This window comes from Pseudonocardia spirodelae (genome assembly GCF_037727765.1).
In the GTDB taxonomy this organism is placed as follows: Bacteria; Actinomycetota; Actinomycetes; order Mycobacteriales; family Pseudonocardiaceae; genus Pseudonocardia; species Pseudonocardia spirodelae.
In genome coordinates, this window is sequence record NZ_JBBJUP010000005.1 from 137,056 (window position 1) to 151,418 (window position 14,363).

Below are 14,363 nucleotides of genomic sequence, written 5' to 3' on the forward strand. Positions count from 1 at the left end.
CGGGGTCAGCGGACGGGGCCGGGCTCCCGGCGGCGGACCCGCTCGACGACGGCGGCCGGCGCCGGCTCGGTGACCTCGCGGTTGAACGGCAGCCGCGCGAGTGCGGCGCCCATCGCGCAGGTGTCGGTCAGCGCGGAGAAGGTCAACCCGGTGCCGATGCCGCCGGCGAGCAGGCGCAGCCGCGGCGAGACGAACCGCCCGCCGAGGATCCCGGTCAGGACCAGCGACCCGGCGACGAGGCGGACCTGGCGCTCCAGCGCCCACGCCACGCGGCCGAGCACGACCTCGCCGCCGGCGGCGGCCCAGGCGGGGACGCCGCCGTCGAGGACGTGGGCCCGGTCCAGCCCGGCGGCGGCCAGGTGGCGCCGTCCCTGCTCGGCGCGCACCCCCGACTGGCAGACCAGCACCAGCGGCGACTCCGGGTCGTCGAGGTGCTCGGCCAGCTCGGCCGAGTGCTCGGCCAGGGTGCCCAGCGGGACGTGGTAGGAGCCGCGGATGTGCCGGGCCTCGAACTCGGCGGCGCTGCGCACGTCGATCACGAACGGGCGCGACCACCTGCGCACGGTGGAGGCGGTGACGGTGCGGCCGGCCGGCCCCGTGGTCGGGGTCGTGGTCATGGGGGTGCTCCTCGGGGTTCGGGAGGGGAGGGGAGCCTCAGGCGAGGGACAGGAACAGCTTCTCCAGCTGCGCCACGTCGACCTCGCGCTCGCCGTCGGCGTTCTCGGTCATGCAGTGCCGCAGACCCGTCGAGATGATCTTGAACCCGGCGCGGTCGAGGGCCTTCGACGCGGCGGCGAGCTGGGTGACGACGTCGCGGCACTCCCGGCCGTCCTCGATCATGCGGATGATCCCGGCGATCTGGCCCTCGACCCGGCGCAGCCGGGTCAGGACGTCGCTCAGCTCGGTGGGCCGGACCTGCACGGCGCCCCCTTTCCTCGATGATGTCCCCACTATACCCCAGGGGGTATCGGTCGACCATATCCTGGGACGCCGGTAACACGGCGCCGTGTCCGCTTCGATCTGCAGAGTGACGTCGGAACGTGAGGCGGGTGCATGGACGGGAACGGACCGTACGAGCGGTACTACGCGGAGCGCGAGGCCTCCGGGCAGCGCACCGTGCTGTGGCCGTGGGCGCTGCTCGCGCTCGTCGTGCCGTTGCTGCTGGTCCGGTCGTTCGTGGTGGCCGACGAGCCCGCCGAGGCGACGGCGACCCACCAGGCCGCGCCGGCGCCCGCGCGCGAGGCGGAGCAGGGCGTGCACCGGGCCGGGGTCGACGTCGAGCCCGGCACCTGGACCACCGACGGTCCGGGGTCCGGCGCCGAGTGCGGCTACACGCGCACCGCGGCCGACGGCGTCGAGGTCGCCAGCGCCCGGCTGCACGGCCCGGCCGCCGCCCGGTTCCTCGACGGCGAGTCGGTCGTCCTCACCGGGGGCTGCACCTGGACGGCCGGCTGACCCGGCCGGCGCCCGGATTCGACGACCGGCCCGGGGGAGCCCTTCCCGGGTGTCGTGGGATCGGTGAGGATGCCGGTATGGACCAGTTCGAGGCGGACGCCGTGACCGGGAGCGAGATCGGGGGCGGGGCCGCGTTCTCGCTGGCGGGCGCGCCGCTGCCGCTCTCGGTGCCCGCGCGGGTGTACGTCTGCGGGATCACCCCCTACGACGTGACCCACCTGGGGCACGCGTCGACGTTCGTGTGGGCCGACGTGCTGACCCGGGTCGTGCGGATGACCGGCACCGCGACCCGGGTGACCCGCAACGTGACCGACGTCGACGACGTCCTCAGCCGCACCGCCGCCGAGCGCCGGGTCGACTACGACGAGTTCGGCCTGCGCCAGGAGTTCTGGTTCGACCGCACCATGGCCGACCTCCAGGTCGTCGCACCCGACCACGCCCCGCACGCGCGCCACCACGTGAAGCACGTGATCGCGCTGGCCGCGGCACTGCTGGCGACCGGCGCCGCCTACGAGCGCGAGGGCGCGGTGTACTTCCGCGGCGCCGGCGTCCCGGGGGCGGCGGGCCTGGACCGTGACACCGCGCTGGCCCTGTCCGCCGAGTACGGCGACGACCCCGGCGACCCGCACCGGGACGACCCGTTCGACGTGCCGCTGTGGAAGCCCGCCGACGGCGACCACCCGGCGTGGCCGAGCCCCTGGGGTCCGGGACGCCCGGGCTGGCACGCCGAGTGCGCCGCGATGGCCCTGGCGACCCTCGGCGGTGTCGTCGACGTGCTCGCCGGCGGCGCCGACCTGGCGTTCCCGCACCACGCGTACCAGTCGGCGATGGCCGCGGCCGCGACCGGCGCGGGCCTGTTCGCCCGGCGCGGGTTCCGGGCCGGGATCGTGTCCGTCGACGGCGCCAAGATGGCCAAGTCCACCGGCAACCTCGTGCTGGTGCAGGACCTGCTCGCCGGCACCCCGGGGGCCGCGGTCCGGCTGTTCCTGCTGGACCGGCCGTGGGCACAGCCGTGGGAGTACCGGTCCGAGGACCTCGCGCTCGCGACCGGCCGGCTGGAGGAGCTCTACGTCGCGGCCGGGCGCAAGCCCGGCTCGGCCGCCGCGGTGGACGCGGTGCGCGACGCGCTTCTCGACGACCTCGACGTCCCCCGCGCGGTGGCGACGGCGCTGGAGTCGGGCGGCGAGGCGGCGCGCACGGTCATCCGTACCCTGGCCCTGCAGTAGCGGGAGGTGCGGTGGCCGGTCTGGGTGAGCTCGAGAGCCGTGTGATGGCGGCCCTGTGGGACGCCGACGGTCCCCGGACCGTCCGTGCCGTCCACACGGCACTCGCCGCGGAGCGGCCGCTCGCCTACACGACGGTCATGACCGTGCTGGACAACCTGCACGGCAAGGGCTGGGTGCGCCGCGAGCGCGCGGGGCGGGCCTGGGTCTACACCCCGGCGCGGGCGCGCGAGGAGGCCGGCGCGGAGATGCTGCGCGACATGCTCGACTCGCTCGGCGACCCGCGCGGGGTCCTGCTGCACTTCGCCCGCGGGATGGACGAGGGGGAGTCGGAGTTCCTGCGCCGGGCCCTGTCCCGCGAGCAGGACGGCTCGTGACCGTCGCCCTGGGCCTGCTGCTGGCCGCGGTCGCCCTCGGTGTCACCGGGCCCGCCTACCTGCGGCCGACCGCGGACCCGCGGGTGCATCCGGGCCTCGCCCTGTCCGCCTGGGTGGTCACGTTGCTCGCGGCGGCGGGGTCGGCGGTCACCGCCGCCGCGGTGCTCGTGCTGCCCGACCCGTCCGTGCCCGACGGAGTGCTGGGTGTCGCGGTCGTGTGCTGGCGCGCGCTGGCGCGGGGCACCGACATCCCCTGGCTGCTGCTGGTCCGGCTCCTCGTCGGGTTCACGCTGCTGGCCCTGCTGGCCCGGGTCGCCGGCCTGTTCGCGGCGTCGCTGCGTCGGCAGCGACGGCACCGGACCGAACGGTCCGGAGCGTTGCGTGCCGTCGTCGAGGTCCGCGACGGCGTCTGGTGGATCCCGTGCGACGACCCGGTCGCGTTCTCCCTCGGCGGCGGTCGCCGGGGGATCGTCGTGGCCGCCACCGGTCTGCGCCGCCTCGGCCCCCGGGTCGTCGACGCGGTCCTCGCACACGAGCGTGCCCACGTACGGGGCCGTCACCACCTGGCGGTCGCGCTCGCCGTCGCCGCCGCCGACGCGCTGCCCCGGGTCCCGCTGTGCCGCGCGGCGCCGGGGGCGGTCGGGGTGCTGTGCGAGCTCGCCGCCGATGCGGCGGCGGTCCGCCGGCACGGCCCCGCAGCGGTCCGCGCCGCGCTCGCCGGGACGGCGGGGCGGACCGTGACGCCGCGCGGCGCGGTGGGGTTCGACGCGTTCCCCGAGGTGCGTCGCTCCTGGCTCGACTCGCCCCGGTCGGCCCTCCTGCGCAGCGACGGCGCCGCGGCCCGGCTGCTGACCGGTGCGGTGGCCCTGGTGCCCGCGCTGCTGCCCGCGGCCGGTGCGGTCGCCCTGGTGCTCGCGGCCTGCCTCGCCCCCTGAGGGCCTGCGGAGCCCATTGACCGGACATTCACCTCGATCTACTACCGTGTTCGTAGACAGCTACTACTCGGATAGTAGAAAGGGGGCCGGCATGGGACGCACGACCGGCAATCTGGAGCGCCGGGGCCGGCAGCGGGACGTGACGATCGTCGTCGTCCTCGTCGTGTTGGCCCTGGGGCTGATCGGCTACCTCGTTCTCGGGGCCACCGGTGGCGACGACGCCGCCCCGCCCGCGACGCGGGGTCAGTCGGCCGACGCCGGGCAGCCGGCCGTCGGCCCGCTGGGCGATATCGCCCGTCGCGAGGAGGGGGATCCCGCCGCGCTCGGCCGCACCGACGCCCCGGTGGTGATGGTCGCGTTCTCCGACTACCGCTGCCCGTTCTGCGCGAAGTTCAGCCGGGACACCGAGCAGCAGCTCGTGGACGAGTACGTGCAGGACGGCAGGCTGCGCATCGAGTGGCGCAACTTCCCGATCTTCGGACCGGAGTCCACGCTGGCCGCCCAGGCCGGTCGGGCCGCGGCGATGCAGAGCCGGTTCTGGGAGTTCAACAAGGCGGTCTTCGCCGACAGCCCGGAGCGTGCCCACCCGGACCTGCCCGAGGACACGCTCGTCGCCTACGCCGAGAAGGTCGGTGTCCCCGACATCGCGAAGTTCCGGACCGACATGCACGGGCCCGAGGCGGCGCAGGCGGTGCAGCGCGACCTCGACGAGGGGTCGGCGCTCGGGGTGCCCAGCACCCCGGCCTTCGTCGTGAACGGGAACCCGCTCATGGGGGCCCAGCCCGTCGCCGAGTTCCGGGCGCAGATCGACCAGGCGCTGGCGGCCACGCGGTGAGCGGTATCGGTCTACCGGCGGCCTTCCTGGGTGGGCTGCTCTCCCTGGTCAGCCCGTGCGCGGCGCTGCTGCTGCCGTCGTTCTTCGCCTACGCCTTCGACCGCGTCGGCACCCTGATCGGCCGCACGCTGACCTTTCTGGCAGGCCTGCTCGTGGTGCTCGTGCCGCTCGGCGCCGGGGTGGCCCTGGTCGGGGACCTGCTGACCCGCTACCGCGGCCTCGTCACGACCCTCGGGGGACTGCTCCTGATCGTGTTCGGGGTTCTCGCCGTCCTCGGCATCGGGTTCGCCAGCTCCTCCGCGGCCCGGGCCGCAGGGCGGATCCGGATCTCGGGCCCGTTGTCGACCTTCGCGCTGGGCACGGTCTACGGACTGGCCGGGTTCTGCGCCGGGCCACTGCTCGGCAGCGTCCTGACGGTCGCCGCGATCGGGGCCGAGCCGGGTTACAGCGCGGCGCTGCTCGCCGCCTACGCGGTGGGGATGGCCGCCCCGCTGTTCGTGCTGGCCCTGCTCTGGGACCGCTTCGGGCTGGGGCGCAGACCGTGGCTGCGCGGCCGTGAGATCACCCTCGGCCCGCTGCGCACCCACACGACGAGCCTGGTCTCGGGGCTGCTCTTCATCGGCATCGGGATGCTGTTCCTGCTGACCGACGGGACCGCCGGGATCATCGCGCCCACCACCGTCGACCAGCAGGCCGACGCCCAGGTCGCGATCCGAGACCTGGTCGGCGGGGTGCCGGACGTCGTCGTCCTGCTCGCGATCGTCCTGCTCGCGCTGGTCGTCGCGGTGGTCAGGCTGCTGCGCTCCCGTCGCGGCGCCGGCACCGCCGCCGAGCGGGACCACGAGGAGGTCCGGTGAACGCGCTCGACGCACTGCGCGCCTGGACCGTCCGGCACTGGACCGTCGCCACGGTGTCCGCGGTCGCGACGGCCGTGGTCATGGCGGTCCCGACGGCCGTGCTGCCGAACCCGTGGTTCTGGCGTGAGGTCCCGACCCCGGCCTGGGCCTACCCGGTCCTCGCGCTGGTCGCGATCCTGTCCGGGCTGGTCGCGGCCACCTACGTCCGGAGCCCCGACGGGCCCGGCGGCCGCCGCGCCTCGGCAGGCGCGCTGCTCGGTTTCTTCGCCGTCGGCTGCCCGGTCTGCAACAAGCTCGTCCTGCTGGTGCTCGGCTACGCCGGGGCCATGACGTGGTTCGAACCGGTCCAGCCGTTCCTGGCGGTGCTGGCGGTGGCCGGTATGGCCGCGGCCCTGCGGGCCCGGCTGCGCGGGGCGCTGGCCTGCCCGGTGCCCGTGGCGACACCCCGATCCCCGGAGGAGATCCCGTGAACACCCTGCTGCGCCGTGCCCTGACCGTCGTCGTCACCGGCGGCGTCCTCGTCGGAGGCGCCGGTCTCGCGTCCGCGGCCGGCGACGCGTCCGAGGCGCCGGCGCCCCCGGCGAGCACGGCGACGCCGTCCGGTGCCGCTGTCCCCGGCACGCCGTGCACCGCGTCGGCCGATGCCTGCGTCGACCTGGCCTCGCACACGGCGTGGCTGCTCGACGACGGTGAGGTGACCCGGACGGTCCCGTTCCTCGACGGCGACCCGCGCAGTCCCACCCCCGTGGGGACGTTCGCGGTCGACTGGAAGGCGCAGAACTACCACAGCCGCGAGTTCGACGCGGACATGCCGTTCTCGGTGTTCTTCGCCCCGGGCGGCATCGCCTTCCACGAGGGGTCGCTCGAACGGCCGTCCGCCGGGTGCGTGCACCTCGGGAAGCCGGACGCGGTCGCGTTCTTCGACGCGCTCGAGGTCGGTGACCAGGTCCAGGTCCGCCGCCCGTCCTGACCCGTCAGGCCCGGGTCGCGGTCAGCTGGACCATCGCCCCGATCGGACCCCACGACGGCGTGGCCGGGAACCGCTCGACGGTGCCGGACACGAACCCGGCGGCGGTGACCGCGGCCTCGGTGTCACGGTCGAGCCGGCACCCCGCCGCCATGCGTTCCCACAGCGGGGCCAGTCGCCGTCGCCAGGTCGCGGGCCGGCCGTGCCCGACGACGTGCTCGATCGCGACCAGCCGCCCGCCCGGGCGCAGCACCCGGTGCGCCTCGGCCAGCGCCCGCGCCGGGTCCGGGACGGTGCAGAGCACCAGGGTGAAGACGACCGCGTCGACCGAGCCGTCGGCGGCGGGCAGCGCGTCGGCGCCCGCCCCGCTCACGGTCAGCGGGACGGCGCAGGCCGCGGCGCGGTCGTCGAGCCTGCGGCGCATGGCCGGGTCCGGTTCGAGGGCGATCACCTCGTCGGCGGCGCGGTAGTACGGCAGGTTGGCGCCGGTGCCCGCGCCGACGTCGAGGACGCGGCCGGTCAGGTCGCCGACCAGCGCCGCCCGGCGCGGGCCGAGGACCCGGCGCTCGACGGGGTCGAGGACGCGGTCGTACAGCGCGGCGAAGATGCGGTGCTCACCGGTGGACACGGCGGCACGCTACCCGGCGACGACCGGCAGGCCCGCCGCCGCGGCGTTGCCGAACGCGTCGTCGATCGCCACGACCTCGATGCCGCGGGCGTCGAGCAGCCCGGCCACGACGGCGGCGCGGTAGCCACCGGCGCAGTGCACCCAGACCGGTCCGGCCGGGACCTCGTCGATCCGGTCCAGGACCTCGTGGACCGGGATCCCGACCGAGCCCCGCACCCACCCGCCGGCCCGCTCGGGGTTCCGGCGGACGTCGAGGACCGACGGGCGCGCGCCCCGGTCGTACTCGGCCGCGAGGTCGGCGAACGTGGCCTGGCGGAAGCTGTGCAGCGGCGCGTCACCGGCCCACTCCTCGGGCTTGCCGGTCGCGGCCGCGGCCGGCCGGTCGATCCCGATCCGGACGAGCTCGCGCTGCGCCTCGGCGACGTCGGCCGCGGTCTCCCCGAGCAGCGTCACCGGGGTCCTCCACGGCGCGAGCCAGCCGAGATAGGTCACGAACTGGCCGCCGAGCCCGATGTTGACCGTCCCGGCGACGTGCCCGGCCGCGAACGCGGTCCCGGTGCGCAGGTCGACGACCCACTCGCCCGCGTCGATACGCCGCCGCAGCTCGGCCGGGTCGGCCTCGGCCGGGGCGGACAGGTCGATCTCGTCCGGCCCGGCGGCGTTGGCGGGTCCCATGTGGGCGTAGTACGCGGGGAACGCGTCGAGCCCGGCCAGCAGCTCGCGGACCCACTCGTCCTGCTCGCGGGTCAGCGCGGGGTTGGCCACCTTCTCCGCGCCGATGGTGCTCGCGCTCCCGGTGGCCTGGGTGGCGGAGCAGAAGCTGCCGAAGCCGTGGGTCGGGAAGATCTCGGTGGCGTCGGGCAGCTCCGCGGCGAGCCGCCGGGCGGAGTGCCACTGGGCGTGGGCGAGCGTGTCGGTGTGGTCGGGCCCCAGCAGGTCGGGACGGCCGGTGGAGCCGTACAGGAGCGACCCGCCGGTGAAGACGACCGCCGGCTCGGCGCCGGGCAGGGAGCCGTCGGAGACGGCGAACGACAGGTGGGTGTGGGTGTGCCCGGGGGTGTGCAGGACCCGCACGCGCATCGTGCCGACCTCGACGACCTGACCGTCGCGGACGCCGACGCGCTCGAAGGAGACCGGGTCGTCCGCGTTCAGGAGGTACTGCGCTCCGGTCGCGCGGGCCAGCTGGAAACCACCGGTGACGTAGTCGTTGTGGATGTGGGACTCGAACACGTGGGTGATCCGGACGCCCGCCTCGTCGGCGGCGGCGCGGATCCGGTCGTGGTCGCGCTGGGGATCGACGACGAGGGCGACCTCGCCGTCGTGCGCCAGGTAGCTGCGGTCGCCCAGGCCGGGCGTCTCGACGGTCAGAACGGTGATCATGTCCGGTCCTCTCGGCAGTGACCTCGGGGGTACTGGCGTCAACCCGATCAAATGATCGTACATTCCATCGAGTGCCGTGGCGGAGATCACGAATCAGCGACCGCGTCGGTCGGTGATGGGCCCGAATTCGGACCATTGTGTCGGGGATGGCCGGCCGATAACCTCTATGTACGTACATTTGAGGAGGCGACGAACATGCCGGGACACCGGATCGTCATCGTGGGCGGCGGCAGCGCGGGCATCAGCGTCGCGGCCCGGTTGCGCCGGGCGGGGGAGCGCGACGTCGCCGTCGTCGACCCCGCGGTGACGCACTACTACCAGCCGCTGTGGACGCTCGTCGGCGGCGGCCGGGCGCCGGTGGAGCAGAGCGCGCGCCCGCAGGCCTCGGTCATGCCCAAGGGCGTGACGTGGATCCGCAGGGGCGCGGTCTCGGTGGACCCGGACGCCCGCTCGGTCGAGCTCGACGACGGGTCGAGCGTGGAGTACGAGTACCTGGTGATGTGCCCGGGGATCCAGCTGGACTGGGCCAAGGTCACCGGCCTGTCCGACGCCCTGGGGCGCGACGGGGTGTCGAGCAACTACGAGTACCAGCTCGCGCCCGCGACCTGGAAGTTCATCCGGGAGCTGCGGAAGGGCACCGCGGTGTTCACCATGCCCGGTGGCCCGATCAAGTGTGCGGGAGCTCCGCAGAAGATCGCCTACCTCGCCGCCGACCACTGGCGGGAGCAGGGCGTGCTGCGCGACATCGACGTGCACCTGGTGCTGCCGACGCCGGGCATGTTCGGCGTACCGGAGTTCGCGAAGGTGCTCGAGGGCGTCGTCGCCCGCTACGGCATCCAGGTCCACTTCCAGAGCGAGATGACCTCGGTGAACGCCGGCGCGAAGGAGATCACCGTCGTCGACCACGCGGCGGGCGACACGACCTCGACCCTGTCCTACGACGTGCTGCACGCCGTCCCGCCGCAGAGCGCGCCGGACTGGGTGAAGAAGAGCGCGCTGGCCGACCCGAACAATCCGGCGGGCTACGTCGAGATCGACAAGCACACCCTGCAGCACACGCGGTACCCGAACGTGTTCGCCCTCGGCGACGCCGGATCCTCGCCGAAATCGAAGACCGGCGCGGCCATCCGCAAGCAGGCACCGGTGGTCGCCCGGAACCTGCGCGACGTCATGGCGGGGCGCACGCCGTCGGCGAGCTACGACGGCTACGCGTCCTGCCCGCTGACGACCTCGCGGCACCACATGCTGCTCGCCGAGTTCGACTACACGATGACGCCGACGCCGTCGATCCCCGGGATCGACACCATCAAGGAGCGGAGGGACATGTGGCTGCTCAAGCGCTACGGCCTCCCCACGATGTACTGGAACGCGATGCTCCGCGGCCTCGCCTGACCGCTCCCGGGCCGCACTCCGACGACGCCCCGGCCGGGGATCCGGCCGGGGCGTCGTCGGTGCTCGGACCGGTCAGGTCGTCGCCGGTGCCGTGACCGGGCGGGTGCCGTCGGCCCAGGCCCCGAACCCGCCGAGCAGGTCGTCGACCGTGGTGAAACCGTGCGCTCGCAGCGTCGACGCGGCGATCGAGGAGCGGTACCCGCCCGCGCAGTAGACGACGGTGGAGGCCGCCGGGTCGAGCTCGCCGAGCCGCGAGACGAGGGTCGGCAGCGGGATCGGCACGGCTCCCGGGACGAGCCCGGACCCGGCGACCTCGCCCGGCCCGCGGACGTCGACGACCTGCGTCCCGTCCGGCAGGGCGGCGAGCTCGGTGGCCGTCACCCGGCCCGCCGAGCGCAGGCGCTCCGGCGGTGCCGCGGACACCCCGCCGTCGAGCTCACCCCGCACCCGGTCGAAGCCGATGCGGGCGAGCCGGTTGCGCGCCTCGACCGCCGTGCCGGGGTCGCCGACGAGCACGAGGTCGGCGTCGGCCGGCACGACCTGACCGGCCATCTCGGCGAACCGGCCGCCGAGGCCGACGTTGACCGAGCCCGGGAGGTGCGCGGCGGCGAAGTCCTGCGGATCGCGGGTGTCGAGCAGCACGGCGCCGCCGCGGACCAGCTCGTCGACCTGCGGCAGCGGCAGCGCGGGGACACGCGAGGTCTCGTCGAGCACCGGCCGGGACTCACGGTTGCGCTGCGAGGCGTGCGCGAAGTACATCGGCGCCACCGACTGGCCCTCGGTGACGGCGGCGACGAAGGCGTTCTCGTCCATCGGCGCCAGCGCGTAGTTGGTGCGGCGTTGCTCGCCGATGGTGCTGGAGGTCTCGGTCGACAGGTTCTTCCCGCAGGCCGACCCGGCGCCGTGGGCCGGGAAGACCCGGGTCCCGTCCGGCAGGGTGAGCAGTCGGCGGCGGGTGGACCGGTAGAGGGCGCGGCCGAGCTCCTCGGCGGACCAGCCGGCCCCGCCGAGCAGGTCGGGACGGCCGACGTCGCCGATGAACAGCGTGTCGCCGGTCAGTACGCCCCAGGGCGCGGCGCCGGGCTGGTCGCGCACGACCAGGCAGATCGACTCCGGCGTGTGGCCGGGGGTGTGCAGGACCTCCAGGCTCACCGAGCCCAGGGACAGGATCTGCCCGTCGGCGAGCGGTTCCATCGGGAACTCGACCTGCGCGGCGTCGCCGTAGGAGATGGGGGAGCGGGTCGCGGTCGCCAGCTCCAGGTGCCCGGAGAGGAAGTCCGCGTGCACGTGGGTCTCGAGCACCCGCTCGATGCGGAGCCCCTCGGCCTCGGCGTCGGCCAGGTAGAGCGCGACGTCGCGCTGCGGGTCGACGACGACCGCGCGGCCGGTAGTCCGGTCGCCGATCAGATAGGACGCCTGGGACAGGCAGCCCAGGTAGTACTGCCGGAAGACGAGGTCACCGCTGCGCTGCCACGCACCGGCCTCGACGGGGTCCGCTCCCATGATGCCCTCCTGGGGATCTGACGCTGTACAAATGACCGTACATTCATCGCGGTCCGTCGTCGAGGGCGGCGGGCCACATGCGACCGGCCGGGCTGTTGCGCGACGGGGGGCCGCGTGGTCTCGTGGTCCCCGTGTGTCCCGCAGCTCCGTCGGTCGATCGCGGCTTCGTCGTGTGCCTGATCGCCACCGACCAGCTGTCGGTCGACGACCGTCACTGTCGCCCGGGAATCCGAGCGGCCCGGTAGTACCGGAGTCGCTCCCGTCCGTCCCGACCCACCGGATCACCGGAGCGACCGTGCGCACCTCCGTCCGTCCCCACCCGTCCGACTCCCCGGCCGCTTCCGCCGCCGAGCCGGCCGCTGCCCGCCCGTCCGCGGCGGACGCGCCCCCGCCCGCGGACACCCCGGGCGACGGCGGCACCGGCGGCCGGCCGGGGGGTGGCGCCCGATCCGGCCTGCTCGGCCGGATGGCCGTGGCCGTGCGGGCCGCGCACCGGTCCGGCGTGCCGTTCTGACGTTCCTCGGGGCCGGTGCTCCGGCCCGGACGCCGTCCCGCCCCGGCTGCGACCCGTCCCCGCCCGTCCCCCGTCCGGGCCGGTGACCGCCCGGCGCCCGCCTGTGGGCCGGACCATGACTCCGGCGTGGTCCGTGGCACTCCGAGGGGACTTGCTCACCGACGCTAAATGACCGTACATTCAAGGGGTGTCCGACACCGAGACCGACGCCCCCGGCCCCGCCGTGATCCGGCGCGAGCCCGGCCGTCTGCTCTGGGAGCAGCTGCTCGACGACCTGCGGCGCCGCCTCGACCTCGACGCGTTCACCGACGGGTTCCCCGGCGAGCTGGCCCTCGTGGAGGAGTACGGCGTCAGCAGGCACACCGTCCGGCAGGCGGTCAAGGTACTGCGCGACGAGGGCCGTGTCGTCGGGACGCGCGGACGCCCGTCGCGCCAGGCCGAGCCGGTCGAGATCGCCCAGCGGCTCGGTGCGCTCTACAGCCTCAACGCGTCGGTGCGCGCGATGGGCCTGGAACAGCAGAGCGTGGTGCGGGCGCTGGACACCCGCGCCGACGGCGTCGTCGCGGCCCGGCTCGGGCTGGAGGAGTCCACACCGCTCGTCCACCTGGAACGCCTGCGGTTCGCCGGTGGCGACCCGCTCGCCCTGGACCGGGTGTGGCTCCCGCACGACCTCGCCGCCCCGCTGCTGAAGGCCGACTTCACCACCGGCGCGCTCTACGAGCGCTACGCCGAGCTCTGCGGGGTCGTCCTCACCGGCGGCGAGGAGACCATCCAGCCCATCCTGCCCACCCCCGCCGAGCACCGGCTGCTGGGCGGGAGCCCGTCCACCGCCGCGTTCTCGATCCGGCGCCTCGGCTGCGCCAAGGGACGCCCGGTGGAGTGGCGCCAGACCCTCGTCCGCGGCGACCGCTTCGTCCTGCGCGCGGACTTCTCCGCCAAGGACGGCTACCAGCTCGACCTGCTCGGCTCCCCCGATCGGAAGGACCCACGGCGATGACCACTCCCGACCAGATCCCGCAGACCGACCCGGTGGACGCCCGGGAGCTCGCCGCCGGCGGGGCCCTGCTGCTCGACGTCCGCGAGCCCGCCGAGTGGAGCGCCGGGCACATCGAGGGCGCCGTGCACACCCCGCTCGGGGAGCTGGACCCGATGACGTTCGACCAGGACCGGATGGTCGTGGCCGTCTGCCGCTCCGGGAACCGGTCCGGCCGGGCCGCGGCGGCGCTGGCCGACGCCGGGATCGACGTCCGGAACATGGCCGGTGGCATGAAGGCCTGGTCCGAGGCCGGCCTCCCGTTCGTCGACGACGACGGCGGACCCGGGACCGTCGCATGACCGGCGTCCTGGCCGGAGCGCTGGGTCTGGTCGTCGGGCTCGTCATCGGGACCCTCGGTGGGGGCGGTGGCGTGCTCGCCGTGCCCGCGCTGGTCTACGCGCTCGGTCAGGACGCCCGCACGGCCACGACCGGCAGCATCGTCATCGTCGGGATCATCTCCGCCGCCGGTGTGCTGGCCCGGCTGCGCGGGCGCACCATCGACTGGCGGACCGGTGTCGGCTTCGGGGTCGTCGGCGTGCCCACGGCCTGGGCCGGGTCGCTGGTCAACCGCGCCGTGCCGCAGCCGGTGCTGCTGCTGTCCTTCGCCGCACTCACCCTCCTGATCGCCGTGCTGATGCTGGTCAGGGGGTCGTCGTCGGCCCGGCGGACCGACGGCGCCGGCCCCTCGCCGGGGACCCCCGACGGCGGGTCCGGGGTTCCCGCGGCCGGCGGGGGGACGTCCGGCGCGACCGCCGTCCTCGAGGCCCCCACCCGGCGCCGGGCGACCGTCCGCCGGGTCGCGAAGATCGCCGGGGCCGGCTCGGTCGTCGGGTTCCTGACCGGGTTCCTCGGGGTCGGTGGCGGATTCCTCGTCGTCCCGGCCCTGACCATGCTCATGGGCCTGTCGATGCCCGCGGCGATCGGCACCTCGCTGCTGGTGCTGACCTTCAACTCGATCAGCTCGATGGGCGCCCGGATCGGGCACCTCGACCTGGACTGGGCGGTCATCGGGCCGTTCGCCGCCGTCGCGGTGCTCGGCGCGCTCGGCGGCAAGCTCGTCGCCGACCGGATGTCCGGTGCGGCGCTGAACCGGGCGTTCGCCGGGCTGCTCGTCGCCGTCGGGCTGTTCGTCGGGGTGCAGAGCCTGCTCGCCCTCTGACCGCCCCTCCGGCCGCGTCGTCGCGGTTCTCCGGCCCTCCGGGTGCTCCCAGGGGCACCCTCGTTGCCCTCTAAGCCCCGAGGGTTCCCCTGGGAGCAGCCG

Annotated in this window: 17 protein-coding genes; 12 read left to right on the top strand and 5 right to left on the bottom strand. The window is 74.9% G+C overall.

What is annotated here, in order from left to right:
- Positions 1-5: 5 nt before the first annotated feature.
- Together WJX68_RS07810 and WJX68_RS07815 are read right to left on the bottom strand one after the other, a co-directional pair.
- Complete coding sequence (locus tag WJX68_RS07810; RefSeq protein WP_340287496.1) at positions 6-617, bottom strand: rhodanese-like domain-containing protein; 612 nt, start codon at positions 615-617, stop codon at positions 6-8.
- A 37-nt stretch (positions 618-654) separates the two neighbouring features.
- Complete coding sequence (locus WJX68_RS07815; protein ID WP_340287497.1) at positions 655-921, bottom strand: metal-sensitive transcriptional regulator; 267 nt, start codon at positions 919-921, stop codon at positions 655-657.
- A gap of 132 nt (positions 922-1,053) precedes the next feature.
- Between WJX68_RS07815 and WJX68_RS07820 the strand changes: the two genes are divergently transcribed.
- The 8 genes from WJX68_RS07820 (at position 1,054) to WJX68_RS07855 (ending at position 6,652) form a co-directional block, all read left to right on the top strand.
- Positions 1,054-1,455, top strand: coding sequence for an Rv1352/Rv1906c domain-containing protein (locus tag WJX68_RS07820; RefSeq protein WP_340287499.1), 402 nt, complete (start codon positions 1,054-1,056; stop codon positions 1,453-1,455).
- Positions 1,456-1,532: 77 nt separating this feature from the next.
- Complete coding sequence (locus tag WJX68_RS07825; RefSeq protein WP_340287501.1) at positions 1,533-2,681, top strand: cysteine--tRNA ligase; 1,149 nt, start codon at positions 1,533-1,535, stop codon at positions 2,679-2,681.
- 11 nt (positions 2,682-2,692) lie between these two features.
- A complete protein-coding gene (locus WJX68_RS07830) occupies positions 2,693-3,055 on the top strand; it encodes a BlaI/MecI/CopY family transcriptional regulator (RefSeq protein WP_340287503.1) in 363 nt (120 codons plus the stop codon).
- Entirely contained in the window at positions 3,052-3,990 is a 939-nt protein-coding gene (locus WJX68_RS07835) for a M56 family metallopeptidase (RefSeq protein ID WP_340287505.1), read from the top strand. The genes WJX68_RS07830 and WJX68_RS07835 overlap by 4 nt, the downstream gene beginning before the upstream one ends.
- A 91-nt stretch (positions 3,991-4,081) precedes the next feature.
- Positions 4,082-4,825, top strand: a complete 744-nt coding sequence (locus WJX68_RS07840) for a DsbA family protein (protein ID WP_340287507.1) — start codon at positions 4,082-4,084, stop codon at positions 4,823-4,825.
- On the top strand, positions 4,822-5,682 hold the full coding sequence (locus tag WJX68_RS07845) for a cytochrome c biogenesis CcdA family protein (RefSeq protein WP_340287508.1): 861 nt from the start codon (positions 4,822-4,824) through the stop codon (positions 5,680-5,682). Before WJX68_RS07840 ends, WJX68_RS07845 begins: the two co-directional genes overlap by 4 nt.
- Positions 5,679-6,152 (top strand): hypothetical protein, encoded by a 474-nt coding sequence (locus WJX68_RS07850; RefSeq protein ID WP_340287511.1) that lies wholly within the window; start codon positions 5,679-5,681, stop codon positions 6,150-6,152. The genes WJX68_RS07845 and WJX68_RS07850 overlap by 4 nt, the downstream gene beginning before the upstream one ends.
- Positions 6,149-6,652, top strand: coding sequence for a L,D-transpeptidase (locus tag WJX68_RS07855; protein WP_340287513.1), 504 nt, complete (start codon positions 6,149-6,151; stop codon positions 6,650-6,652). Before WJX68_RS07850 ends, WJX68_RS07855 begins: the two co-directional genes overlap by 4 nt.
- A 4-nt stretch (positions 6,653-6,656) precedes the next feature.
- Here WJX68_RS07855 and WJX68_RS07860 read toward each other — a convergent pair whose 3' ends face one another.
- Positions 6,657-7,277, bottom strand: a complete 621-nt coding sequence (locus WJX68_RS07860; protein WP_340287515.1) for a class I SAM-dependent methyltransferase — start codon at positions 7,275-7,277, stop codon at positions 6,657-6,659.
- A 9-nt stretch (positions 7,278-7,286) separates the two neighbouring features.
- Complete coding sequence (locus tag WJX68_RS07865; protein ID WP_340287517.1) at positions 7,287-8,657, bottom strand: MBL fold metallo-hydrolase; 1,371 nt, start codon at positions 8,655-8,657, stop codon at positions 7,287-7,289.
- A gap of 195 nt (positions 8,658-8,852) precedes the next feature.
- Here WJX68_RS07865 and WJX68_RS07870 point away from each other — a divergent pair, with 195 nt between their 5' ends.
- Positions 8,853-10,049 carry an NAD(P)/FAD-dependent oxidoreductase gene (locus tag WJX68_RS07870; RefSeq protein WP_340287518.1) on the top strand — a complete coding sequence of 399 codons (1,197 nt, stop codon included), beginning with the start codon at positions 8,853-8,855 and terminating at the stop codon, positions 10,047-10,049.
- A 72-nt stretch (positions 10,050-10,121) separates the two neighbouring features.
- Here the strand turns inward: WJX68_RS07870 and WJX68_RS07875 are convergent, their stop codons facing one another.
- Positions 10,122-11,552 carry an MBL fold metallo-hydrolase gene (locus WJX68_RS07875; RefSeq protein ID WP_340287520.1) on the bottom strand — a complete coding sequence of 477 codons (1,431 nt, stop codon included), beginning with the start codon at positions 11,550-11,552 and terminating at the stop codon, positions 10,122-10,124.
- A 701-nt stretch (positions 11,553-12,253) separates the two neighbouring features.
- On the opposite strand from WJX68_RS07875, the gene WJX68_RS07880 reads away from it, so the two are divergent.
- The 3 genes from WJX68_RS07880 to WJX68_RS07890 are packed head-to-tail and all read left to right on the top strand — an operon-like array spanning position 12,254 to position 14,261.
- Positions 12,254-13,063 carry a GntR family transcriptional regulator gene (locus WJX68_RS07880; RefSeq protein ID WP_340287522.1) on the top strand — a complete coding sequence of 270 codons (810 nt, stop codon included), beginning with the start codon at positions 12,254-12,256 and terminating at the stop codon, positions 13,061-13,063.
- On the top strand, positions 13,060-13,401 hold the full coding sequence (locus WJX68_RS07885; RefSeq protein ID WP_340287524.1) for a rhodanese-like domain-containing protein: 342 nt from the start codon (positions 13,060-13,062) through the stop codon (positions 13,399-13,401). Before WJX68_RS07880 ends, WJX68_RS07885 begins: the two co-directional genes overlap by 4 nt.
- Positions 13,398-14,261 (top strand): sulfite exporter TauE/SafE family protein, encoded by an 864-nt coding sequence (locus WJX68_RS07890; protein WP_340287526.1) that lies wholly within the window; start codon positions 13,398-13,400, stop codon positions 14,259-14,261. Before WJX68_RS07885 ends, WJX68_RS07890 begins: the two co-directional genes overlap by 4 nt.
- Positions 14,262-14,363: the final 102 nt, after the last annotated feature.

Excerpts from the sequence above, each read along its gene's own strand:
- WJX68_RS07810 (WP_340287496.1), bottom strand. The coding sequence starts at position 617 with ATGACCACGACCCCGACCACGGGGCCGGCCGGCCGCACCGTCACCGCC.
- WJX68_RS07820 (WP_340287499.1), top strand. The coding sequence starts at position 1,054 with ATGGACGGGAACGGACCGTACGAGCGGTACTACGCGGAGCGCGAGGCC.
- WJX68_RS07825 (WP_340287501.1), top strand. The coding sequence starts at position 1,533 with ATGGACCAGTTCGAGGCGGACGCCGTGACCGGGAGCGAGATCGGGGGC.
- WJX68_RS07840 (WP_340287507.1), top strand. The coding sequence starts at position 4,082 with ATGGGACGCACGACCGGCAATCTGGAGCGCCGGGGCCGGCAGCGGGAC.
- WJX68_RS07865 (WP_340287517.1), bottom strand. The coding sequence starts at position 8,657 with ATGATCACCGTTCTGACCGTCGAGACGCCCGGCCTGGGCGACCGCAGC.
- WJX68_RS07870 (WP_340287518.1), top strand. The coding sequence starts at position 8,853 with ATGCCGGGACACCGGATCGTCATCGTGGGCGGCGGCAGCGCGGGCATC.
- WJX68_RS07875 (WP_340287520.1), bottom strand. The coding sequence starts at position 11,552 with ATGGGAGCGGACCCCGTCGAGGCCGGTGCGTGGCAGCGCAGCGGTGAC.
- WJX68_RS07885 (WP_340287524.1), top strand. The coding sequence starts at position 13,060 with ATGACCACTCCCGACCAGATCCCGCAGACCGACCCGGTGGACGCCCGG.
- WJX68_RS07890 (WP_340287526.1), top strand. The coding sequence starts at position 13,398 with ATGACCGGCGTCCTGGCCGGAGCGCTGGGTCTGGTCGTCGGGCTCGTC.